General features: G+C 45.5%; 20 protein-coding genes. 15 read left to right on the top strand and 5 right to left on the bottom strand.

What is annotated here, in order from left to right; translation table 11 throughout:
- Positions 1–270: 270 nt before the first annotated feature.
- The 4 genes from BM095_RS16850 to BM095_RS05680 form a co-directional block, all read right to left on the bottom strand.
- Positions 271–393 carry a hypothetical protein gene (locus tag BM095_RS16850; RefSeq protein WP_281243868.1) on the bottom strand — a complete coding sequence of 41 codons (123 nt, stop codon included), beginning with the start codon at positions 391–393 and terminating at the stop codon, positions 271–273.
- The gene (locus tag BM095_RS05690; RefSeq protein ID WP_091658733.1) at positions 393–1,817 is read right to left on the bottom strand and encodes a sodium:solute symporter family transporter; all 1,425 of its coding nucleotides are present in this window, start codon (positions 1,815–1,817) and stop codon (positions 393–395) included. Before BM095_RS05690 ends, BM095_RS16850 begins: the two co-directional genes overlap by 1 nt.
- 122 nt (positions 1,818–1,939) lie before the next feature.
- The gene (locus BM095_RS05685) at positions 1,940–2,770 is read right to left on the bottom strand and encodes a carbon-nitrogen hydrolase family protein (RefSeq protein ID WP_091658731.1); all 831 of its coding nucleotides are present in this window, start codon (positions 2,768–2,770) and stop codon (positions 1,940–1,942) included.
- Positions 2,771–2,983: 213 nt separating this feature from the next.
- Positions 2,984–4,765 carry a sigma-54 interaction domain-containing protein gene (locus tag BM095_RS05680; protein WP_091658728.1) on the bottom strand — a complete coding sequence of 594 codons (1,782 nt, stop codon included), beginning with the start codon at positions 4,763–4,765 and terminating at the stop codon, positions 2,984–2,986.
- A 197-nt stretch (positions 4,766–4,962) separates the two neighbouring features.
- On the opposite strand from BM095_RS05680, the gene BM095_RS05675 reads away from it, so the two are divergent.
- From BM095_RS05675 to BM095_RS05620, 12 genes are all read left to right on the top strand, one after another.
- Positions 4,963–6,240, top strand: coding sequence for an MFS transporter (locus tag BM095_RS05675; RefSeq protein ID WP_091658725.1), 1,278 nt, complete (start codon positions 4,963–4,965; stop codon positions 6,238–6,240).
- Complete coding sequence (locus tag BM095_RS05670) at positions 6,233–6,850, top strand: flavin reductase family protein (RefSeq protein ID WP_091658720.1); 618 nt, start codon at positions 6,233–6,235, stop codon at positions 6,848–6,850. The genes BM095_RS05675 and BM095_RS05670 overlap by 8 nt, the downstream gene beginning before the upstream one ends.
- Before the next feature lie 174 nt (positions 6,851–7,024).
- The gene (locus BM095_RS05665; RefSeq protein WP_091658717.1) at positions 7,025–7,204 is read left to right on the top strand and encodes a hypothetical protein; all 180 of its coding nucleotides are present in this window, start codon (positions 7,025–7,027) and stop codon (positions 7,202–7,204) included.
- 492 nt (positions 7,205–7,696) lie between these two features.
- The gene (locus tag BM095_RS05660) at positions 7,697–8,713 is read left to right on the top strand and encodes an LLM class flavin-dependent oxidoreductase (protein ID WP_091658714.1); all 1,017 of its coding nucleotides are present in this window, start codon (positions 7,697–7,699) and stop codon (positions 8,711–8,713) included.
- Positions 8,714–9,036: 323 nt separating this feature from the next.
- Positions 9,037–10,830, top strand: coding sequence for a sigma-54-dependent Fis family transcriptional regulator (locus BM095_RS05655; protein ID WP_091658711.1), 1,794 nt, complete (start codon positions 9,037–9,039; stop codon positions 10,828–10,830).
- A gap of 354 nt (positions 10,831–11,184) precedes the next feature.
- Positions 11,185–12,363: a CaiB/BaiF CoA transferase family protein gene (locus BM095_RS05650; RefSeq protein ID WP_091658709.1), complete on the top strand. Its 1,179-nt coding sequence runs from the start codon at positions 11,185–11,187 to the stop codon at positions 12,361–12,363.
- 60 nt (positions 12,364–12,423) lie between these two features.
- The gene (locus BM095_RS05645) at positions 12,424–13,404 is read left to right on the top strand and encodes an aminopeptidase (protein WP_091658706.1); all 981 of its coding nucleotides are present in this window, start codon (positions 12,424–12,426) and stop codon (positions 13,402–13,404) included.
- A 25-nt stretch (positions 13,405–13,429) separates the two neighbouring features.
- Positions 13,430–14,938: a tripartite tricarboxylate transporter permease gene (locus BM095_RS05640; protein ID WP_091658704.1), complete on the top strand. Its 1,509-nt coding sequence runs from the start codon at positions 13,430–13,432 to the stop codon at positions 14,936–14,938.
- Positions 14,939–14,960: 22 nt separating this feature from the next.
- Complete coding sequence (locus BM095_RS05635) at positions 14,961–16,016, top strand: Bug family tripartite tricarboxylate transporter substrate binding protein (protein WP_091658701.1); 1,056 nt, start codon at positions 14,961–14,963, stop codon at positions 16,014–16,016.
- Between the two features lie 15 nt (positions 16,017–16,031).
- Entirely contained in the window at positions 16,032–16,475 is a 444-nt protein-coding gene (locus BM095_RS05630) for a tripartite tricarboxylate transporter TctB family protein (protein WP_091658699.1), read from the top strand.
- Between the two features lie 20 nt (positions 16,476–16,495).
- A complete protein-coding gene (locus BM095_RS05625) occupies positions 16,496–17,260 on the top strand; it encodes an enoyl-CoA hydratase/isomerase family protein (RefSeq protein WP_091658696.1) in 765 nt (254 codons plus the stop codon).
- Between the two features lie 16 nt (positions 17,261–17,276).
- Entirely contained in the window at positions 17,277–17,807 is a 531-nt protein-coding gene (locus BM095_RS05620) for a gamma carbonic anhydrase family protein (RefSeq protein ID WP_091658694.1), read from the top strand.
- Between the two features lie 102 nt (positions 17,808–17,909).
- Here the strand turns inward: BM095_RS05620 and BM095_RS05615 are convergent, their stop codons facing one another.
- The gene (locus BM095_RS05615; protein ID WP_091658691.1) at positions 17,910–19,481 is read right to left on the bottom strand and encodes an alpha/beta hydrolase; all 1,572 of its coding nucleotides are present in this window, start codon (positions 19,479–19,481) and stop codon (positions 17,910–17,912) included.
- 965 nt (positions 19,482–20,446) lie between these two features.
- On the opposite strand from BM095_RS05615, the gene BM095_RS05610 reads away from it, so the two are divergent.
- The 3 genes from BM095_RS05610 to BM095_RS05600 all read left to right on the top strand — a co-directional run bounded on the left by BM095_RS05610 (position 20,447) and on the right by BM095_RS05600 (position 24,152).
- Positions 20,447–21,211, top strand: a complete 765-nt coding sequence (locus BM095_RS05610) for a tyrosine-protein phosphatase (protein ID WP_091658688.1) — start codon at positions 20,447–20,449, stop codon at positions 21,209–21,211.
- Positions 21,212–21,419: 208 nt separating this feature from the next.
- Entirely contained in the window at positions 21,420–21,938 is a 519-nt protein-coding gene (locus tag BM095_RS05605; RefSeq protein ID WP_091658684.1) for a winged helix-turn-helix domain-containing protein, read from the top strand.
- A 396-nt stretch (positions 21,939–22,334) separates the two neighbouring features.
- Positions 22,335–24,152 carry a polysaccharide biosynthesis protein gene (locus tag BM095_RS05600; RefSeq protein WP_091658682.1) on the top strand — a complete coding sequence of 606 codons (1,818 nt, stop codon included), beginning with the start codon at positions 22,335–22,337 and terminating at the stop codon, positions 24,150–24,152.
- The last annotated feature ends 33 nt before the right edge of the window (positions 24,153–24,185 follow it).

Below are 24,185 nucleotides of genomic sequence, written 5' to 3'. Positions count from 1 at the left end.
ATAGGCAGGCGCCTTCCGCTTTTCATGATGTCCAGCTTCAGCGCCTAGCTGCTCGGAGGCCCACACGACGTGGGTCAGATCGGCGTTGTCCTAGGACAGGACGAATTTAGCCGATCATCTATAATCGCCTTCCCCTCCGGCCATCAGGATGGCCTGGCATATTCGAAGGATCACCGCCTAAGTACTCCACGTCCTGTGGAAACGGCGGTGCTAGTACCTCCTGTACGTCGGAACCTGTCGCAGCTAAGCAAGGTGCTTTCGCTTTTCTGTTTACCAAATGCTTTTTTGTTTTAGTTCATAGACAAAGTAACCGAAAACGGTAATCATCAAGATCGCAGAAATGGCAATGCTTCCCCAAACGAGGATTTGAAATAATCCTAATGATATATACATTATGAAACCTCCTCTTCTTTTCCTGCATCTTTCAGTGTTTTCCAGTTAAAGTTGGCGGGCATCAGTAAGCTTCCGATCCAGCAAATGAGGAACGAGAGCCAGCCGCTCGTCACAATGCCTTGCAAGTCGCCGATTGTGAAGTAAACGACGTAGCCGACTGCAATCGCGACAACGGATGCGGTGAACGTGACATTCACATTGAGCTTTTTCCAAAACAAGCCAAACGTGATTGGGAAAATAAAGGCAGCGTTCACAACACCTAAGAACAACAGCATCTGCAGCATCGATGTAAGCTGTGGCAGACTGAAGAGAAGGGCAACGACCCCGATCACGAGCGTCATCATACGAACGACTTTGATTTGGTTCTTTCCTTCTGTGTTCGGTTTGATTTTCAAATACACATCATTATAAATAAGAGACACAAGAGCGTTAATTAAAGCAGCAATCGTTGACGCAAGCGCCGCCCACACACCAACTAAGAAAGCCCATTTCGCGAACTGGCCGCCGTAGATTTCAGCAATGTAAGGAGCAACTTGGTTGACTTGATCAGGAGCCTGCTGGGTACTTATCGCAACGAACGCGAGAGATGCAACAGCAAGTGGTACGAAAATCCAACCGATTCCCGCTAAGCTGAAGATTCCCATAATTTTGTCGCGACGTACAGCATAAGCTCTTTGCCAAAACGTATTATCCATGAACACTTCCCCGATAAACATCGCAGGAGCGGCAAACAGGAATAACAATCCTGGCTGGTTCAGTAAATTCAACGAATCAGGATTCACTTGCATCATGCCTTCGTAAACAGGAGTCGCGCCAACTGTAAAGTAAACAATAGGCGGTACGACGATGACGACGACTAATATCAGCATAACTTGGAAGAATGCAATCCCCGTAACGGATGAAAAACCACCCATCGTGGAATAAATGATAACGATAAGAAAGGTAAGAATAACAGCTAACTCATAAGGTACACTAAATATTTGCTCAAGCAGAAGTCCTCCGCCGATACCTTGTGTCATTAAGAAGCCAAATACCCATACAAACGCCATAATTAAAAATAAAATGTAATTTTTGCGGTCAAAACGGTTTTTAAACAAATCCCCGACCGTACGCCCATTTGGAAGCACTTGATGTATCCGGCGGGCGAGCGGTGCAAACGCAAACACAGCGACACCGGCCATAATACCGTATCCGAGCGCACCTAACACGCCGTCTACGTAAGCCGCTTCCGGGCCGGCCATAATGGTGTTTCCTGTAATCCAGAATGCTAACAGAGACGTCGTTCCGAACGCCACTCCGAGCTTACCGCGGCCGCTAATATAATCATCGACCGACGACAGCTTCCGGGAAATAAACCAGCTCGAAATGATAAAAGCAGCCCCTAATAGCAAAATAATAAAAACATTACCCCAAGGTATATTCATCTCTCTTCCCCCTCTTGAAGATTACTCTTTGTCTTTGGTGCCGTATAAGTTGAAATACGTGCCGAATGAACAAATTAAAATAACAACAAATAATAGAAAACTAGCGATAATCCAAAACGTCATCAGTTTTCCCTCCTTTCCTTCGCAACGAGCCGCGTCTCATTATACAAACGCGTATCTAAATCCTCTAAGTAAGGAATGCGGCGGCGTTGCTTATCGACGTCAGCCAAATTAATGGTTGCGACAATGACGTCGTCTTCTCTAGTTGCTTCTTGAAGTACGTCTCCACTCGGAGAAACGATGCGGGATTTGCCGCCAAAGACCGTTTCCGACTTTTCTGTACCTGTCCGATTGGCGGCAATGACGAAAATGCCGTTTTCAATCGCACGGGCACGAGTAGCGATATCCCACACATGACTGCGCGCTTTTCCAAATGCAGAAGGGTAGACGATAATATCTGCCCCGTTTAAGGTAAGAAGACGTGACGGTTCCGGAAAACCGACTTCATAACAGATTTGCAGACCGACTTGAACGTCACCATCGATGTTAAATGGCTCTAAATCCGAATGTCCAAAAGAAAAACGTTCTTTTTCTCTGTCCCATAAATACGTTTTGCGGTAACGGCCAATCACACCTGTCTCATCAGCAGCAACAGCAACGTCATATACCTTGTCCTCACTTTTTTCCATATAACAGGCAACGAGAGTGATGCTGTGTTCTTGGGCGATATCAGTCATCCAGTGCGATGTTTTCCCGGGAATGGATTCAGCGAGGATGCTGTCGTTTTCTTCCACGCGGTAGCCGGTATTGAACAACTCTGGAAGGACGATAAACTCGGCTCCTTGCTTGACCGCTTCTTCAATCAACCGTCCCGCTTTTTTCGTGTTGGCTTCCCAATTTTCTAAGTCGCAGTTCATTTGCACAGCGGCGACGGTCATTTGCTGTTTTCTCATAGTCTCACCTCCTCTGTGGCACTTGTACTATAAAATATTGCAATAATTGTGCCAAAATTTTAAATCGCGACACAGAGAAGTTTCATGTGAAACAAAAATCACTCGGATGCAAATGTGCATTTCAAAATACTGTAAAATAAGACAAAATGAGTAGAAAAACAGCAGATTGGTATTCATGCAAAAAGGCATGAGTCATGCTTAAATGCATGAACATTAGAGAGTAATACGATATTTTTTCAGCTTCCGGCTGATGGTTGATTGATTCACACCGAGTTTTTCGGCCATGTCATACATATTTGGATACTCCTTAGCCGCCCGCTCGAGCAACATCTTTTCCACTTTTTCTGTCGCTTCTTTTAAAGGAAGAATGGAAGAAAGATGAACATCACCGTGGATAGGACCGTCTTGATTGTGACCAAACAGACCGGGTGGCACATCAGCAAGGGTAAGCACGTTAGTAAGAGACGTAACGATGAGACGCTCTGTGACATTTTGAAGCTCCCGGACGTTCCCCGGCCAAGCATGGCGCTCGAAAGCTTCTAACAAATCTGTATCAAACTTAATGTCTTTTTCATATTTCTCGTTATAATAATTTTTAAAATGCATGCAGAGCGGAATGATATCTTCCGGCCGCTCGCGAAGGGGAGGAATCAGAAGAGGCACGACATGAAGGCGGTAGTAGAGATCTTGCCGGAAACGCCCATGTTTCATTTCTTCTTCTAAATTTTTATTCGTGGCGGCGAGAATACGCACGTCCACTTTCACGGACTGGTCGGACCCTAATGGATAAATCTCCTGGTCTTGAAGAGCTCGCAACAGCTTCACTTGGAGAGCCAAAGGTAACTCACCAATTTCATCTAAAAATAACGTCCCGCGGTCGGCGAGTTGAAACATCCCTTTTTTCTTGCTGGAAGCTCCGGTATAAGCACCTTTCTCATGACCAAACAATTCTGATTCAAGCAGCTGATCCGGGATCGCTCCGCAATTAATTTTAATAAAAGGCTGGTCCGCTCGTTTACTGTGATCATGAATGTACGTGGCTACGACTTCTTTTCCGACACCGGATTCTCCGGACAAAAGAACCGTCGAATCAGCGTCTGCCACCGTCGAAGCAAGGGTGAAGACGGCTTCCATTTGACTGCTTTTATAGATGATGTGGCTTTCTTGATCTCTCGTAATTTTTGCTTGCTTTAACTGTTTACGGTAGCCATCGAGGGTAGAACGAAGCTCGCCGACTTCTTCCTCTAAACGGGACTCCGCGGTAATATCACGAGAAGTGTTTACGACGCGAACGATGTGGCCGTCATCGTCTTTAATCGGAGTACCAACGACAGTAAGGGTCCGGCCCGTTTTTGTTTTTTGCAACGAACGAACCGGCTTTTGACTCTCCAAGACGAGTCTCGTGATGGACGGGGAATAAATACCTTGTCGCTCTAACTCATATACATTTTCTCCAACGAGTGATTCCGCCTCGATGCCCCAGAGCTCTTTGGCGGCAGAGCTGACTCGCAGCGTATTACCGTCTTGATCGGCCACATAAATGACGTCGAAGCTTGACTCAAATACAGCCCGCAAATCGAGAGCTAAATTCGAGCTTTCCTCAAACACTCTCTCTAGTAAGGAAAAGAGAGGCATAGTGGCCTGTTGTTTCTGTAAATCAGCGGAAGTCAGAGGTGGAGACTGCAGGACACGAAACAGCTCTTGATACTCTTTCTTTATTTTCCGTGTGAACTGCTCCTCATCCAGCCAGCCTGTATAACGGCCGTTTGTTTGCAGTATATACACATCCGTTGCCTCGAAATCGATTGTTGCAACCGAAAATGTTTGTGGCGTTACCACTTCCCATCTGGTTAGAGAGCGAGCGGTTTGGGGTACATAAACATGCGTGAGCTTCTCATCTTGGACAACGAGCTGGGCATCATCCGTCTCTTGGTTCACGTCGCTTATGTTTGTTCGTACAATAATCGATTTATTAAAAAAGTAATCGGCATACAATATAATGTCACCTCTTTCGGTCTTTGAAGGAGAGAATCTCGTCAACACAAGGAATAAAGAAAAATCATGATGGAAAAGTCAGAAAAAAATGTGTAATCTTATTATACTAAAAAATAGACGGAGTGACGACTGATGCAAAACGAATTCAATTGGTATAGAATGGATCTAGAATTGTCGACAAAGAAGGTTTGGTAAAGATGAAAGATTCGCCATACGAGGAAAACGTTTCGGCGCCTCCGGAAAAGACAGGAGCTATTAAGAAATTCAACCCGTGGCAGATGCTCGGGTGGCTGTTGGTGACACAGGTGATGGTCGCCTTCGTCGGACGAAGCATTGCGCCACTTGGCGTGTTTATCGGGAGCAGTTTGTCGCTCACAAACACGCAAATCGGAATGTTGCCGGCAGCTTTGTTTCTCGGACAAATTGCAGCATCGATTCCGTCGGGTCTCCTCGTCGATCGGATCGGATCGAGAGCACTACTGTTGCAGCTTTCCCTCTGTCTCGGCTTGAGTTTTATTGTCGCAACCATGACGTCGAGTTTTATTTTGCTGCTTCTTATTTTAGTCATTGGCGGAATCGGCTATGGATCGATGCATCCCACATCGAATCTCGGTATCTTGCATTGGTTTGAAACGAGGAGCCGGGGGACAGCAATGGGAATAAAACAAATGGGCGTGACCGCGGGTTCGGCGCTTGCCGCTATTATACTCGTTCCGCTCGCCGCTTCATTTGGCTGGCGTCCCGTCGTTTTCGGAGCTTCTCTTCTGCTCGTAGCGATAGGATTAGTAAGTTTTCTCCGCTTCCAAGACGGACCAGGATTCAAGAAAACAAAAAAGGGAGAGAAAAAAGAAACCGGAAAAGCATTTCTAAAGATGACGAAAAATCGCACCTTGCTGGCGTTAAGCAGTGGAGCTATCGGGTTAACAATCGCCCAGACATCGCTAAATACATACGTCATTATTTATGCCAATCAAGTGCTTGGGATTTCGATTGCGCTCGCGGCGGCTTTGCTCGTTATTGCGGAAGTTGGCGGTTCGATCGGCCGCATCGGTTGGGGAATGATCAGCGACCGGCTGTTTAACGGCAATCGTATGATTATTCTCATGATGACGGCTTTGATTTCTTCTATAGCTGCCGTTTGTATCGCACTGTTTAAGCCGGGAGTCCCGTTCTTGTTTCTCGCCATTGTCATTTTCTTTTTCGGCCTCGGGTGTTCGGGATTTAACGGCCTGTGGATGAACGCAGCGACCGAAATTGTCCCACCGAAGCAAGCAGGATTATCGAGCGGTTTCAGCCTCAGCGTCGGGTCCTGGGGAATGGTGATCGGGCCGCCGCTATTCGGATTTATCGTTGATATGACCGGTTCGTTCACTCTCGGCTGGTATATTCTTGCAGTCATTCTCATTCTTACCGCTATGTTATATTTACGCATTCATTTCACACTGAAAAAGGAAGGAGCTACCGAACATGCCTAACGAACATGCTCACATTTTTAATCCAGAAGATCTGCGCACGCAAGACATGTACAAGTTAATGATCGGGTCCGTGGTGCCACGCCCGATTGCCTGGATCTCATCGAAGTCCAAAGAAGGAGTGCTCAACTTGGCGCCTTTCAGCTTTTTCACCGTCGCTTCCCGCAAGCCGCCAACCTTGCTTGTCTCCATCGGACCGGGGGTAGGCGAACGGAAAGGTACCATCAAAGACACCCTCACGAACATCCGCGACGTCGAAGAATATGTGATTAACATCGTACCAGACAAACTGGCAAACCCGATGCATGAAAGCTCACTCCATGTCGCACCGGAAGTGAACGAATTTGAAAGCGCCGGACTTACTCCCGAGCCATCAGTCACGATCGACGTGCCGGCTGTGAAAGAATCACCCATCGCATTTGAATGCAAGCTCGACCGCATCATCGAAGTCGGCACCGACCATCTCGTCCTCGGCCAAGTACAACGGGCCCGCATTGACGACGATGCCTACCTCGGCAACTACAAAACCGACATAGAAAACTGGAAGCCGCTCGCCCGTCTCGCCGGCGACTACGCTAATCTCACGCCATCATTTAAGCTGCCGCGAGAGTAGAGCGGACCATGGATTGTACCCTTGATAGAAGAGAAGGGGAAATCAAGGTTACTAATGGTAGCGGTAGGTGCCCTTGAAAGTAAGAGAAAGAAGAGGAAGGGAACTATTTTCTCTCTAGGAGCTGTGTTAGCGACATAGGAAGAAGAAAAACGAGAAGCAAGGGCATGAATAAGAATGGATATGGATAATGCCCTTGAAAGAAGAAAAAGCAAACTCAAGGTAAATAACGGGTTCGGTTGGTGCCCTAGAAGGCAGGAAAAAGAAGAGGAAGGGAACGAACTTTTCTCTAGGAGCTATCTTAGCGACGTAGGAAGAAGAAAAATGAAAAGCAAGGGCATGAATAAGAGTGGATGATGACCTTGAAAAGAGAAAAAGCAAACTCAAAGTAAATAACGGGTTCGGTTGGTGCCCTTGAAAGTAGGAAAAAGAAAAGGAAGGGAACGAACTTCTCTCCAGGCACAGTCTTAGCGACGTAGGAAGAAGAAAAATGAAAAGCAAGGGCATGAATAAGAGTGGATGATGACCTTGAAAAGAGAAAAAGCAAACTCAAAGTAAATAACGGGTTCGGTTGGTGCCCTTGAAAGTAGGAAAAAGAAAAGGAAGGGAACGAACTTCTCTCCAGGCACAGTCTTAGCGACATAGGAAGAAGAAAAACGAGAAGCAAGGGCATGAACAAGAATAGATGATGCCCTTGAAAGAAGAAAAAACGTAATCAACGTCTTTAATGAATGACGTTCGTGCCCGTGATCACAGCAAAAAGCCAGGCATGGTAACGAGAACAACCTACCCCCCACGAACGACACCAATGACGACAGAGAAGAAAGCAAGAAAAGGGAGGCAATGACGATGAAGCTGAGCATACTCGATCAATCACCGATCATGGCAGGACAGACACCGCAAGAAGCATTAGAAGCATCCGTCACCCTCGCACAGCTAGGAGAACGGCTCGGGTATACTCGTTTCTGGATGACCGAACACCACGATTTAGCAGGGCTCGCCAGTTCTGCACCTGAAGTGATGCTCAGCTACATCGGTGCACAGACCGAATCGATCCGGCTCGGGACAGGAGCCGTGCTGCTTCCGCATTACAAGCCATACAAAGTGGCAGAAATACACCACACCCTTGCGACATTGTTTCCGGACCGCATCGACGTTGGTGTCGGACGGGCACCCGGCGGATCCGCAGAAGCGACCAATGCCCTCTCTGACAACTATCTGCAACAAGTATATAAAATGCCTGACTTGGTAAAACAACTGCTGCGCTTTATAGACAATATGGGACCCGAAGAAGGAGCCAACCCATTATCTGCGGCCCCGGTGCCAGACATTCCCCCAGAACAATGGCTCTTAGGTACGAGTGAAAAAAGCGCCCGGCTCGCCGCGGAAAACGGCATGGCCTATGCGTTCGGCCAATTTATGAGTGACAACAACGGCCCGGCAGCGGTACAAACATACCGGGAATCGTTTCAACTGAGAAAGAGAGGCCAGACCCTGCGCCAGGCCTCCCCCCAAAAACCACAAGTCATCGTCACAGTCTCCGCGCTCTGTGCAGAAACAGCATCCAAAGCGGAAGACCTGGCACGCTGCAACTTTGTCTGGTCGCGGCAAAAAGACAAAGGGGAAGAAAAAGAAACCATACCCTTCGTGGACGAAGCAAAAAAATATCCTCTTACCGAAGAAGAGGAAAAGAAATTCGAGAAAATGAAGCGCAACATGGCGCTCGGTGATCCCGCACAAGTGAGAGATCAGCTTCTCGAATTCAAAGCACAGTATGAAGCGGAAGAAGTAATGATCAACACGATCGCACCGACTGTAGAAGACCGCTTGGAATCATACCGGCTGATTGGAGGACAGCTCCTGTAAGACCAGCCGGTTTTCTTTTTTAGTAGGGGTGAATCTCTGATAAGTTCTCTTGTTTCGCTGATAACACCTTTTACTTCGCTGATATTCTACTCCAAATCGCTGATACCCATCCCAATTTCGCTAATACAGACGTACATTTATCCATCCACATACCTATGCAGGTAGACGACACCTTCCGTACAATTCGCACCGTCATTCCAACAAAGAATGAGACATTTTAGCCACATGTAACCTAGCCAATTGTTAAACCAACTCAATCCATTCCCCACGATGTACTAAAAAATGATATAATTAATTTCTAAATTTTTTAAAAAGGTGATCGTATGGGGAGCTCTGTTTTGTTCGATGTTCAAGAAGAAGTGAATCTAGTCGCAGAAGCTATTAAATCGGTACTTAACATTGAGGTTATTATATACGATAGAAATAAAAGAGTGGTCACGTCGACAGGGGGCGGAGAGCATGCGCGCGTGGGGGAAACCGTACGAGGGCATATTATAGGGGAAGTGTTTCGGACGGAGGAGCCCGTTTTTAATTTTAATCCCGGCTTTCACTCGATCTGTCAAAGCTGTGAATTAGTTGGGAACTGTCCCGAAAAGGCAGACGTCTCATTCCCGTTGTATCATGAGGGGGAGATCGTTGGGGCCATCAGTCTGACCGCTTTCTCCAACGACCAAATGACCGAATTTCGCCAAAAGTATTCTGCTTTTTCTAATTACTTGGAAAAAATGGCAGATTTAATTAGTCATAAAATAACGTCCAGCACGATCCTGAAAAAATATATATCGACCTCTCGCATGTTAGAAGTATCTATTCAGTCCATGTATGAAGGGATCCTGGCCTTGGACCAAAATGGTTATATTAGTGAATTAAATCGTTCCGGAGAAAAGATGCTCCAATTGAAACGAGAGGAGGCTCTCGGTGTAAACATAGAAGATGTTCTTCCAGAGCTTCCTATTCAGAAAGTGTTATCCACAGGAACGGGGTATAATGATCACCCGTTAACGAGTGTCATTGATGGTACTGAAATTCAATTAGTGGGCAGTGCGACTCCTTTAATTCACGACAGCCATATCATTGGTGTAGTGGTTTCTTTTAAAGATCTCAATGAAGTAAGAAACTTAGTGTACTCTATCACTTCAGAGGATGATAACAAATCAAGTTTTGACATGATTATCGGAGATAGCGACTCTATTATTCGTACGAAACAAACAGCGAAAAAAGTAGCGCAGACCGATTCCACGGTCATTATTTTAGGGGAAAGTGGGACAGGGAAAGAACTCTTCGCGCGTTCCATTCACCATGAAAGCCCGCGTGCAGATAAACCATTTCGAGCGATCAATTGTGCCGCCATTCCGGAGCATTTGCTCGAAAGTGAACTATTTGGGTATTCGGAAGGAGCGTTTACAGGCGCGAATAAAAAAGGGAAGCCTGGTAAATTTGAAATGGCGAATGAAGGTACTCTCTTCCTTGATGAAATTGGCGATATGCCGTTACACCTTCAAGTGAAAATACTTCGTGTGCTTGAAGAAAAAAGAGTAGAACGAGTAGGATCGAATGAGGTTGTCGATATTAACGTTCGCATTGTCGCTGCGACGAACAAGAATTTAGAGAAAATGGTGGAGACGGGGGAATTTCGAGAAGATCTGTATTATCGCTTAAATGTTATACCTTTGCATATCCCGCCTCTGAAAGAAAGAGTCTCGGATATTCCTAAGCTCTTGAATCATTTTGCGGTACACTATAGTGAGTTATTAGAGAAACCAATACGAGGATTCACGAAAGAAGCCGAAGGGATACTAAAAGACTATACATGGCCCGGAAATATTCGGGAACTCCAAAACGCAGTCGAGTATGCGGTAAATATGGCGATAGGTCCTTGGGTCAAGACAGAGTACCTGCCTCCAAGAATAAAAGATAAGAATGGAGAGACAAGTCAACCAACGGATGCCATCATGACCTTGGAAGAAATGGAAGAAAAGCTTATCGAACAAGCGTTATCGGAGTACGGGGAAACAGTGGAAGGGAAGCGGAAAGCAGCAGAAGCTCTCGGCATTAATTTAGCAACACTTTACCGAAAAATAAATAAGTTAAAAAAGCTTCGCGAAATGCAAAATTGATTTGCAAAATGCGAAAAACCGTTAAATACAAGCTATCCACCAAACGGCGGATAGCTTTTTCTAATTTGAGAGATGATATTATTTCGCAAAGTGCAAAAAATATCACATTCTCTATAGCTTAAAAGTCTCGGGCGAAAAAGAAAAGCTGTAATCTAGGTGGGTTCACAGGTGATGTCAAATTGGCACAATTATTGCAATTATAACTTGTGAACGAAAAGTCAGTAAAAGCATCTAAAACGTATACTATCATTGTTACCTATTAGTAACTAAGAGAGGTGATTCTTCAAAGATTATCTTGTAGGTAACTCTCTGACTCTCAAAATAAAGGACATCAAATGGAAGGAGAGAAAATTCATGAAAGCTTTAGAAAATGTAACAGTACTAGATTTGAGCCAAGTAATGGCAGGACCTTATTGCGGGATGTTGCTCGCGGATATGGGTGCAGATGTCATAAAAGTAGAACCTCCAAAAGGAGAAAATACTCGCCACTGGACGCCGCAAGTAGAAGGGGAAAGCGGCGCATATATGGCGGTGAATCGGAATAAAAGAGGAATTACCCTTAACCTAAAATCAGACGAAGGAAAAGAAGTTCTCTATGAACTTGCGCGCAAGGCAGACGTCCTCATTGAAAACTACCGGCCAGGTGTGGTAAAACGGTTAGGTATTGATTACGAGACGCTAAAAGAAATCAATCCTGGACTCATTTACTGCTCAATTTCTGGATTTGGTCAGTACGGCCCGTATTCGTCCCGGGGCGGCTATGATCTCATCGCTCAAGGAATGACAGGGATCATGAGTGTGACCGGAGAACGAGGCGGTAATCCAGTAAAATGCGGATTACCGATTACAGATCTCGGGGCAGCTTTGTTTGCCACGTATGGTATATTGAGCGCACTATACGCCAGAAAAACAAGCGGAGAGGGACAATTCATTGATGCATCTCTCTTTGACACGGGGCTCGCTCTATCCGTTTGGGAAAGTGTTCAATATTGGTATACCGACGAAACGCCAGAGCCTACGGGAAGTGGACACAGGCTATCTGCTCCGTACCAGGCCTTTCAAGCAAGTGACGGCCACTTCACAGTTGGGGCCGATACAGCACACCATTATCCCGTGTTTTGCCAATTGATTGGCAGACCAGAAATGGCCGAAGATGAGAGGTTCAAAGACGATGCTTCTCGTATCCAACATCTAGATATCTTTGTATCTATGATCGAAGAAAAAACGAGTCAGCAAACACGTGCATATTGGCTCGAAAAATTCGAGGAAGCAGGCATTCCGGCTGGCCCGATTAATACGTATCCAGAATCCCTTAGCGATCCACATACGCAAGCACGGGAAATGGTCGTCAATGTGGAACATGCTACAGCCGGTACCCAAAAAGTACTTGGTGTTCCGGTTAAATTGTCTAAAACTCCTGGACAAGTCTCAAAGCCTGCTCCACGGTTGGGAGAACACACACGTGAAGTATTACAAGAAATTGGCTGTCGTGAAGATTTGATTGAAAGCGTTACAAAAACTGAAACTGTTTAAGTTCTAAATAGCTCCTATGTTTGTAAGTGGAAAAATGATAGAAGAAAAGAGGTTATATAAATGGATGCCATTAAAAAGATGTATATGATGAAATCATGTCGGAAAATTTTAGAACAGTGTCTGAACGTTCAACCAAAGGAAAATTTGCTTATCCTTACAGACATTAACACAGCCGAAATAGGTGAAATGTTCTCGTTGGTGGGAGAAGAGATGGAAGCTGAGGTAGTAATGACCATCATGATGCCAACATCACGTCATGGGGACGAGCCTCCTCGAATTATTGCAGAGGCAATGAAGGCTGCAGATGCCATTGTTGCGCCTACTACGTATTCCGTAAATCATTCATCAGCACGAAAGGCAGCTAGTGATGCCGGAGCTCGTTTAATTTTTATGCCGGATGCAAATGAGGAAATTTTCTTAGACGGTTCTCTCGATATAGACTATTTAGAACAAAAGAAAAAAATTGACAAGTTATCTAAGATATTAGAGGAAGGGTCTGAAATCCGTATTCGTTCGGCTCTTGGCAGCGATATAAAAATGGATATTCGTGGTCGTCATGCTGTTCCGCAAACAGGTATATGTCATGAGCCTGGATCCATTTCGCCACCACCTTGTATAGAGTCTGCAGTAGCACCGGTTGAAGGTTCAACAGAGGGAGTCATGTATGTAGACGGAGCGATTGTACCAGGGCGCCCTTGTGAGGAACCAGTCAAGCTAACATTTGAAGAAGGCAAAATTGTATCTATTGAAGGTGGTCAAGATGCGAAGATGCTTGAGGAACTTCTAGCGAGCTATGATCATCCCAATGTCTATCATGCCGTGGAAATGGGAATGGGTATGAATCCCAAAGCGAAGATCGGTAGAGGTGGTCAAACAGAAGATGAAGCGGAGTTCGGCACAATGCATATAGGCATCGGAAACGGTATTACGTTCGGAAGTAGTATTCGGGCTCCAGGTCACTGTGACTTAGTAATGAGAGATCCAATGATAGAAGTGGACGGTAAATTATTAATGAAAGACCGAGAGATTTTTCTAGACTAAGCTTTGTAGAGGTGGAGGGGATGGCGTGCCAGATATAACTTTAATATTAGATTCGCTCTGGAGCATGCTGACTATAAAACACTTACTTTTATTTGTTATAGGTACGATAGCAGGAATATTGATAGGATCTTTACCTGGATTAACAACGACGATGGGGATATCTCTATTAATCTCGTTTACATGGGGGATGGATTGGTTAGAAGCCGTCACCCTCATTATCGCTCTACACGTTGGTGGTACGTATGGTGGGTCTACAGCAGCCATATTTTTGAATATTCCCGGGACTCCAGCAGCAGCAGCTACAGCCCTTGATGGATACCCGATGGCTCAAAAAGGGGAGGGGGGTCTGGCTAGAGGGATAGCAACCGTTCAGTCTTTTTTAGGCACCGTTATAGCTGCAGTTATCTTTTTAGTTGCCGCTCCTCTACTTGTTGAGCTTAGTATGAATTTTGGTTCATGGGAGTACTTCATGTTAGCCTTCTTCGGGATCCTAATTAGTGCAAATATAACTTCAGGATCACTGATCAAAGGTCTCATGGCGGGGGTTTTAGGGTTGATGCTTGCCACCGTTGGGATGGACAGCATTACGGGGAATCAGAGGTTTACGTTCGGTGAAGCGAGTCTCATGGATGGTTTTAGCTTAATTGCTGTTTTAATTGGTTTGTTCGGGATTACAGAAATCATCCACTCCCTAATGGAATTAAAGCCTCCTCTGAAATCAAAGAACGTTAAGTCAACAATCCCACCTTGGAGGTTAGTTAAAAAGTTCTTGCCTCTAGGAGGAAGGTCTTCTGTAGTGGGAGCATTTGTAGGATCCGTGCCGGGGGTTGGTGCTGATGTGGCCTCATGGGTTTCTTATGACTGGGCACGAAGAAAAAGCAAGGATAAAGAGTCATTTGGTAAAGGTAATCCAGAGGGAGTAGTAGCTTCAGAAACAGCGAATAATGCCTGTATTCCAGGGTCTTACGTGCCGATGCTCACTCTAGGTATTCCCGGGGATTCGGTAACGGCGGTAATCATGGGAGGGCTGTTACTCCATGGTCTCCAACCAGGACCGAAGTTGACCGTATCCAACCCGACGATCGTATACGAAGTGTTTTTTATTCTCGTTATCTCTGCGGCAATGATGTTGATCTTTGGGTTATTATTTACTTCTGTCTTTCAGAAAGTGCTTTTGCTTCCGAAAAGTACAGTATTAACCGTCATAGTCGTTATCAGTATCATTGGAACCTTTGCAGTAAACAATCGTCCGTTTGACATCCTAGTGATGTTTGCTTTCGGGATTATCGGTTACTTTATGAGAATGTTTGGGATGGCTGCGCCGCCTCTTGTTCTAGGTTTAATACTAGGATTAATGGCGGAACAAAACTTTCGTAGAGCAATGCTGAGTGCCGACTACTCCTTTTTACCATTTGTAACAAGGCCGCTAAGTTTGCTGTTGTTGATTTTAATTGTCCTAGTATTTTTGTTCCAAAGTGAGAAAGTGAAGAATTGGTTTGCCGCTAAGAGAAAGCGCTTATTTGGGAATTCCTAACAAGAAGAAAGGGTGAAAAAAAATGAAAAAGTTCATAAGTTTGTTATTATTTATACTCTTGGTTTTTGTCAGCGTGGCTTGTGGAGGTGCGAATGAAGAAGGGGAAGCATCGACAAGTGATAGTGGTGAAAATAGTGAAAATGCCGCGGAAGGCTATCCAGATGGACCGATTGAAATCATCGTAGGATTTGGAGAAGGAGGCGGAACAGATACAATGGCGCGCATGCTCCAGCCTATATTCCAAGAAGAGCTGGGTGTAAATGTAGCGGTCCGAAATATGCCAGGAGCCTCCAGTGCACTTGCCCTAGAACATGTAGCAGAACAACCAGCAGATGGGCAAACTATTTTATTCCAGACTGATCTATTACGTGTTTTTCCAACGATGGGAATGACAGATTTAACGTACAAGGATTTTGAACAAGTTGGAGTAGGAACGATGGGTATTGCAAATTTTGTTGTCTCTCCTGATTCAGAATTAGAAACCTTTGATGATATCGTATCTTTACTTCAAGAGGGAGATGCCACTATTGGTGTAGCAGGGGTAGGAGACCCATGGCACTTAACTGCAGAAATTGTGAATAGCGTAGTTGAAGGGGAATCTGAAATCATCACTTATGAATCAGGTTCAAATGCGGCAATGGCCACGTTAAGAGGGGAAGTTGATTTTTCAATAAGTGGCGTAAATGAAGTAGTTGATTTGTTACAGTCAGGAGAAGCCGAATCATTAGCTGTTATGGACAAAGAAGGATTTGAAGTTCCTGATTATGGAACAATCCCTCCAGTTACTGATTTCGTTGAAGAACTTGAGGCTTACGCGCCTGAAGGAACATGGTGGGGGCCTGCAGTAAAAGCTGGAACTCCTGAGCCAATTGTAGAAAAACTGCGTGAAGTTTACAATAAAGCGCTTCAATCAGAAGAATTTAAGAAGTTTGCTGAAGAAGGTGCCATCGTTATGATAGATGTGGATGATCCGCAAGAGTATACAAAAGAAACAACGGAAATAACGAGTTGGCTATTATGGGACATTGGAACGGGCAAGCGTTCACCAGAAGAGGTTGGTATTCAAAGGCCTGAATAAAGGAAGTGAAACGTCGTGAGCAAAAAAGACTTGGGATTAGGAGTGTTTATGGGAGTGATAAGCTTGCTGTATCTTATGCAAGCTTTCCAACTTCCTGCAGGACAGCATTGGTTAAATTCTTCTAGAACCTTTCCTCTTTTGCTAGGTTTTGGTCTGTTACTATTATCCATTTTATGTATAGTCCAAGCATATAGACAAAAGCAGAGAGGAGAAAAAAACGAGACTCCCATCACGAAAGCTATGTTACTGCGGGGGCTGTTTTTTATAGTAGTGACCCTGATATATCTAGCTGTATACCCTATGATTGGTTTCTTTCCAGCCACGTTCATATATGTAGTTGCCATGCTCCTCTTTTACCGTGAAATTAAATGGTACACAGCTTTCATTGTGGCAGGAGCAACTCTATTATTCATTCATCTCATTTTTGAACGGCTGCTCTTTCTCCCTCTTCCTACTTAAATTTGAAGGAGTGATCACCAATGAACCACGTATCATATAAAATAGAAAATTACGTTTGTGTCATAGAAATAAATAACCCTCCCATGAACATATTAACGAAGGAGTTTCGGGAAGAGTTTGTGCCTTTTATGGAAGGCTTGAAAACAAACAAAGAGGTCCGTGCCATAATTATTACAGGGAGCGGGGACCGCGCTTTTTGTGCGGGTGCCGATTTAAATGAAGAAGGGGAACTGGATGACGAAACGGTGTACCAGTTCATCAAAGAGGATAACCGGAACTATGATATTTTGAATGAAATGCCTCAGCCTGTGATCGCAGCCGTGAATGGCTACGCGTTTGGAGGAGGATTAGAACTCGCACTGGCAGCGGATATCCGTTTGCTCTCCGATAACGCCAAGCTATGTGCGGCAGGCGTAAAAGTAGGACTGGTTGTCGGACCGACACGGCTTGTTCGTTTAGTAGGAATGGCAAAAGCGAAGGAAATCCTCTTATCAGGAAACACCCTCACCGCGGAAGAAGCGGACAAGGCAGGATTAGCTTATAAAGTCGTTCCTCAAGATAATCTATTAGAGGAAGCGAAACAGCTGGCAGAAAAAATCGCTTCCCGCGCGCCGGTCGCCGTGGCAAACGTGAAAGAATCGATCCATCGTGCTTTTGATGAGGACTGGGACGGTGCGATGGAAGATGAAATAGGGCGCTTCATCAAGTGTCAGTCAACAAGAGACCATAAGCATGCCATTGAAGCCTTTTTTAATAAAGAGAAGCCTGTGTTTACAGGGGAGTAGGATAGGAGGGAAAGTCATGATCAGACATTTGAAAGGGAGAATACCATCGATTCATTCGGAAACATATGTGGATGAAAGTGCCCAAGTCATGGGAGATGTCAGACTGGCGAAAGATGTAAGCATTTGGCCGACGGCAGTTCTTCGTGGAGATGATGGCAATTATATCGAAGTAGGAGAAGGGAGCAACGTACAAGACGGCTCCATATGCCATGTCACCAATGAAGATCCGGTCATCATTGGAAAGAAAGTAACGATTGGTCATGGTGTCATTCTTCACGCCTGTACCATAGAAGATTATGCTCTGGTCGGAATGGGGGCGACGGTTCTGGACGGAGCCGTCGTGGAGACAGGGGCCCAAGTCGCTGCCGGAGCGTTGGTGCCGCCCGGAAAACGAATTCCGAAAGGGTCTCTCGCGGTCGGGGTTCCGGCCAAGGTAGTGCGAGAGCTAACAGAGGAAGAGAAAAAAGAAACAGTCGAGAATGCCAACGAATATATCGAATTATGGAAAGAAGATTACCAAAAAGATAAGCTGAATATGGAAGGATAGCATTATACGAAAACCCCCGATCCTGCGAGAGGACGGGGGTAGCATGTGTATCATGTAGTGTTCGGTCTCGCTAGTACCGGCCCTGCGGCAACTCCAACCTGCTCACCAAAACCCATATGCTTTTTCTTTCTCCTGTTCCCAGTACGCGGCTTGCTTATGGTCGCCCCGTTTCTGACACAACCAGATAAGCGTGTCAAAAATCGGTTCATTGTCTTCAAACAAAGCGACGACTTGGCTGAGCCGGTTGATCGCGTCCGTCCCGCGGTCTTGCTTCCAAAGCCATTCCCCGAGCCACGTAACGAGCTGGACGAGGCGGTATTCTTGCTGCTTGCGCATGTCGAGAAACCAGTCATCGTACACTTCGGTCAAGTAGTCCCGAGAGGAAAGCTGGCTCAGCAAATGGGTGATTTTTTCATACTTACGATGGTCATTTGCTTCCGCCATGGCCGACTCCGTTCCCTTAACGAAAGAAAGAGCGTCACTTGTCACACGGCCATTCAGAAAAATGTGTTCCCGGTCAATCACAAGCACGGGTTCTTTCGTCGGAAAAGAATGGAGCACGCGTTTCAAGTGAGACAGATACACCCGTAAGTTTCGTTTCGCGGTCATGAGCGGTACTTCCGGCCACAGTTTTTCACACATATTATCCCGGGTGGCCGTTTGGTGAAACAACAAGTATACTAAAATCTGCTTCGCATACCGTTGATTCCACCCTTTCGTGATCGTTTTCCCGTTCACGTTGACCCGGAAGGCATGCAACAGATCGACGTGGATCGTATTCACATTCTGCTGATTTTTCCCCTCCAGGTAGATGTCTCTCGAGTAGCGACGGATATTTTCATGCATGAAATGAACAAACTCATCCTGTTTATGTATCTCTTCCGGAGCGGAGCGAAAAAACTCTTCAATCATAGAAGCTGTTAAGTCTGGCTGATCGAGCATAATAAACGAGGACGCATTCGGTATAGCCGCATACTGGAACTGTTTTAAATAAATAGCATTAAACGCAAGCAAATTTGTCGGAAACAATGCTTCTTTTTCGCCCGACAAGACAAACGAAGGGGTACGGATCGCTCGCATGAAGGGAGTAGGATCCGTACTGATTGTAAAATCCATAATCTCTTCATACAATGAAAAGTCCACATTCCAGATGAGGCGTCGCAGCTTTCGGTAGCCCTCCTGTTCCGGTTTTAACACGGTAGACATTTTGGTGATGTAGTCCACCAACGGCGTCGACCGTCCACCGAGAAGAAGCTGTCTCCGGTGTCTCCGCACAGAAGACACTGATTCCTCCGGGAAAAATACCATCGAAATGAGTACATTCTTTTTGACCATATCCTCATGTATTTGCGTGTACTTCAACGCAAGTAACGAGCTAAACCCCATACTGACCAAATAAACCGGGCCGAGATCCAGCGAATCAATAAGAAAACGCAAATCATCGACATACGTATCGAAAGAAAAAGCAGCATCCCCCCGGTCACTTTTCCCATACCCACGCAAATCATAAAGCACTGTATGATAGTTCACTCTCAAACGAGAAACGATAGAATCATAGATCGTGTGGTCAGAAATATTCGTATGAATGAAGACGATCGTTTCACGACTGTCAGGGTTCAACGCCCGCTCGGACACATAATAGATCTTCGTCCCATCCTTATCAAGAAACGGCAAACTTCATTCCCTCCTATTCACAAACCTCAGAAGAGCTATCAAGAAAAAATACTGCGAATAAGTTATAGACTACTATAAGAAAGGCTCTTCAATGTTCCTGTTGTTCTTCGAAAACATTCTTTATTAAAAAGTAGGGTAGCACAATGTATGTAAGCTAGCGATTCAGGGGCTCGCACCAACGAGTGGCAGTCTACGTAGAAAAGACCCGCATAATGTAATTTTATCAACCGAACTTTACAAGAAGTATTCGCTTTTCCATGTCTAGCTACGGCGTCCAGCCACTCGGAGGCCCATAAGCAAATGATCTTCTGCTAAGTGCGCGAACGTCCTGTTCGCAACGCAGAAGTCAGCACCTCCTGTGCAAGCCAGTTCGGCGTTGTTCCACGGATGGAACGTACTTAGCCGATCGTCCACTTCAGCAAAGAAAGCAAAAAGCGGCTTTCTTTGCTGGCCCTCCAGAACCTGTCGTGGGCCCACAGGAAGTGGGTCAGTTCGACGTTGTCACAGGACGTGACGTACTTAGTCGAACTTCCTTAAATGCCTTCGCCTTTCTCAATGTCCAGCTTCAGCGCCTAGCCGCTCGGGGTTTCATCGTCCTCACCTCCGGCCATCGGGATGGCCTGTGGCAAGGACAGATGAACCTGACGCGGGCCCACAGGAAGTGGGTCAGTTCGACGTTGTCACAGGACGTGACGTTCTTAGTCGAACTTCCGTAAATGCTTCCGCTTTTCGCTTTGTAACGTTAGTGTTGCGTTTGGTGTAGTAGGATTATAACACTAGCAAACAGGTAATTTGTACCATGAATTTCCAATTCCGCACCAATCGACAAAACTTTTATTCACAAATTAGACAAATATTATTCCCATATTTGGAAATTCGTGGTAGGATGCTAGTAACAATCATGATGATAGGCCCAACGTAGTCATGTCATGGGTGAGTCGTTAGTCACTGGGGGAGGGGTGCGATTGATTGATCTTCATACGCATATCTTGCCGGGGATCGATGACGGACCGCAGTCAGTGGAGGAAGCGCTAGATGTCGCGGCATCTGCAGCAGCGAATGGGGTATCGACGGTTGTTGCGACACCGCATCATCGAAATGGCGCTTTTACCAATCCGGGGGATGCGATTTTGCCATTGGTACACAGCTTCAACCAAGAGTTAAAAGCAAAAGGCGTTCCCCTCACGGTGCTGGCTGGCCAGGAAAATCGAATTCATGGTGACTTGTTGGACGAGCTGCGCGATGGTACTGCCATTACGCTCCATCACAGTCGTTATGTATTTATTGAGTTTCCGTCTGTCGAAGTACCGGCGTATGCGAAACAATTGTTTTTCGATATCCAGATGGAAGGGTATGTACCGATCATCGTGCATCCAGAACGGAACAAAACATTTGTTGAGCAGCCGGAAAAGCTGTATCAGTTCGTGAAGAACGGCGCGTTAACACAAATTACGGCTCGTTCGATCTTGAACCGAAGCAGCAAACGAGTTCGCCGATTCACCGAACAATTAATCACACACCATTTGACTCACTTCATGTCATCGGACGCGCACAATGCAGGGTCTCGGCCATTTGATTTGAAACGAGGGTATGATGTGGTTGCCGATGAGATCGGGGCACATTATATGGAAACGTTTCAATTAAATGCCGCCCGCATCCTTGAAAACAAAAGCGTCCTCGTCGACCGGCCAGAGAGAATAAAAAAGAAACGGATTATGGGGCTCTTTTAAAGCTATTGGTCTATCGGACAGACGCTCAGGGACGCATGCCCTGAAGCGTCTGAACACACTGTTGTTTTTGTTAATTAAAAAAATTTCCATTTGACGAAATTGTTTATTGACTTCTATACCCAAGAAAATTAAGATGTAAACATAACATTTACTTACATTTTTTTACAATAAGTGAAGTCATTCGTCGAATGGGATCAGGGGGAACATCATGTTACAACATCTCATTACATCCAAGACAAGACTGCGATTATTAGTGAAGTTTTTCGTTTATGAAGGAACGGAAGCGTACTTGCGGGAACTGGCAAAGGAATTTGGGGATTCCACGAATGCCGTCCGTGTGGAATTAAATCGACTGACAGACTGCGGGCTATTAACCCGTAGCGAAGAAGGAAACCGCAAATTCTATCAAGCCAACCCGGAACACCCTTTCTATGCAGATGTTCAATACATCGTACGCCGTTATATCGGCTGGTTTGAGTTTGAACAAGTGTACAAGTATCAGAAAGAACACATTCAGTCCATCTATCTACGAGAAAAAGAGGACGAACGGGATACATATGAATATGTCATCACACAGAAGAGTGGAGACGGACACATAGACCTCGATATGGCAGAGGCTGTGGGAATTCCGATTGTCCTGGAAGACAACGTAGAGGAAACGAGAGACCCGCATACACCTTGTTTTCTCATTTGGATGAACGAACAGCAAGACACCGTTCCTTGTTAGAGGGGGCACCAGGTAACGCTCGTTACACCGGTATCATTACGAGCACTCGGCCGTGCTGTGGGCTGCTTTCCAGAAAGCATGCCTTAGACGCCCGTTGTCAATAGCGCGGTGTGAGGAGAGGTTAGATGCCTCCTATTTATTATTTAAGAGGAATAATAATTATATAACGTATTCTGTCTTGGCAGAACAAGCCAAATTGTTCTGTCCAGAGAGGATACGTTTACGGGAGAAAACACCATCTTACAATCATAGGAGCGGCTTTTCACTTACGCAACAATCATTCAGAATCATCAAAATAGAAAGATACATAAAGGGGATAGGAATAGGTAATGGGTTTTACTTCAGTGAGTAATCAATAGAGGAACTGAAGTTTTTTTGAATAGGAGGAACAAGACCATGACATACGGGAAGCGCCTGCTCGCGCTCATGGGAATTGATACATTTATTGTCATGTCTGCAGTGTTTATTGGGGGATATTTGATTTACGATACGAACTACATCGGTATGCCGATCATCTTTGCGAGCTCACTCACACTCGTCATTTCACATCATTTGTATGCGCACTTATTCAAACTTTATAAACGGGTGTGGCAGTACGCGAGTATCAATGAGTTGATTGAAATCTTCAAAGCCGTATCACTTTCGATCGCAACCACCGGTTTGATGCAGATCATTGTTTTCACGACGTTGCACAGCCGTACGCTGATTATTACGTGGATGCTTCATATCCTATTCATCGGCGGTGCGCGTTTTGCGTGGCGGATGTTCCGCGATACATATATGACATCGAGCAAAAACAAAAAGCGGACACTCATTATTGGTGCGGGCAGTGCAGGCACGATGATCGCACGGCAAATGCTACATAGTAAAGACAGTGAACTGTGGCCGGTTGCGTTTGTCGACGATGACATGACGAAACAGCATTTAGAAATTATGGGGTTGCCCGTAGAAGGGACCGTCCATGACGTGCAAAAAGTTGTGAAACATGCACACATCCAGCACATTGTAATCGCGATTCCATCGATGAAAAAAGCAGACTTACAGCGAATCTACGAACAATGTATTAAAACAGGGGTACGCACACAGATCTTGCCACTCATGGAAGACTTATTAAGCGGAAAAGTATCCGTCAGTCAGTTCCGTGACGTTCAAGTTGAAGATCTGCTCGGACGTGAACCAGTCGAGCTCGACATCGATAACATTGCGGACTCTATCACTGGGAAAACAGTACTCGTTACCGGCGCTGGTGGATCGATCGGCTCAGAAATTTGCCGGCAAATCATGAAGTTCCAGCCCGCGCGTCTTATTTTATTAGGGCACGGAGAAAACAGTATTTATGACATTGAAATGGAACTGAAGCAACAAGACAGTCCTACAGAAATTATGACAGAAATCAGTGATATTAAAGATAAAGACAAAATGCAATTTATATTCTCAAAAGAGCACCCAGACGTCGTCTTTCATGCAGCGGCACACAAGCATGTACCGTTAATGGAAAGAAATCCAGAAGAAGCGGTTAAAAATAATGTCATCGGCACGAAAAATGTTGCCGAAGCTGCTCACAAAAACGGGACAGAAACTTTTGTCATGATCTCAAGCGACAAAGCGGTCAATCCGACAAGCGTCATGGGGGCGACGAAACGGATTGCCGAAATGGTCGTCCAGCACATGAACAAAACAAGCTCAACGAAATTCGTCTCTGTCCGCTTCGGTAATGTACTCGGAAGCCGTGGCAGTGTCATTCCGCTATTCAAAAAGCAGATCCAGGCTGGGGGACCCGTCACAGTTACCCACCCGGAAATGACACGTTACTTCATGACGATTCCGGAAGCCTCACGTCTTGTTATTCAAGCAGGAGCACTTGCGAAAGGCGGCGAAATCTTCGTCCTCGACATGGGCGAACCTGTTAAAATTGTCGATCTTGCCAAGAACTTGATCAAGCTCTCCGGGTGTAGTATCGAAGAGATTGGTATCCAATACTCCGGTATTCGGCCTGGCGAGAAAATGTACGAAGAACTATTGAAAGACGACGAAGTCTATCCCGAGCAGATTTATCCGAAGATTCATATCGGGAAAACACCAGAGATCGAAGAAGCGTATTACATGCATGTGCTGGAGAACTACACACGTATTACATCGGAAGACTTGCGAGAAACTTTAGTAAATATAGCGAATTTTACAGAAAAAGAAAGAGTACTTACAGAAATGGGGTAAGTAGGGACTACATACAAGTCGCTACAGGCGGGT

This window comes from Alteribacillus iranensis (assembly GCF_900113025.1).
Classification (GTDB): Bacteria; Bacillota; Bacilli; order Bacillales; family Marinococcaceae; genus Alteribacillus_A; species Alteribacillus_A iranensis.
This window is presented reverse-complemented; position numbering and strand designations above follow the sequence as displayed.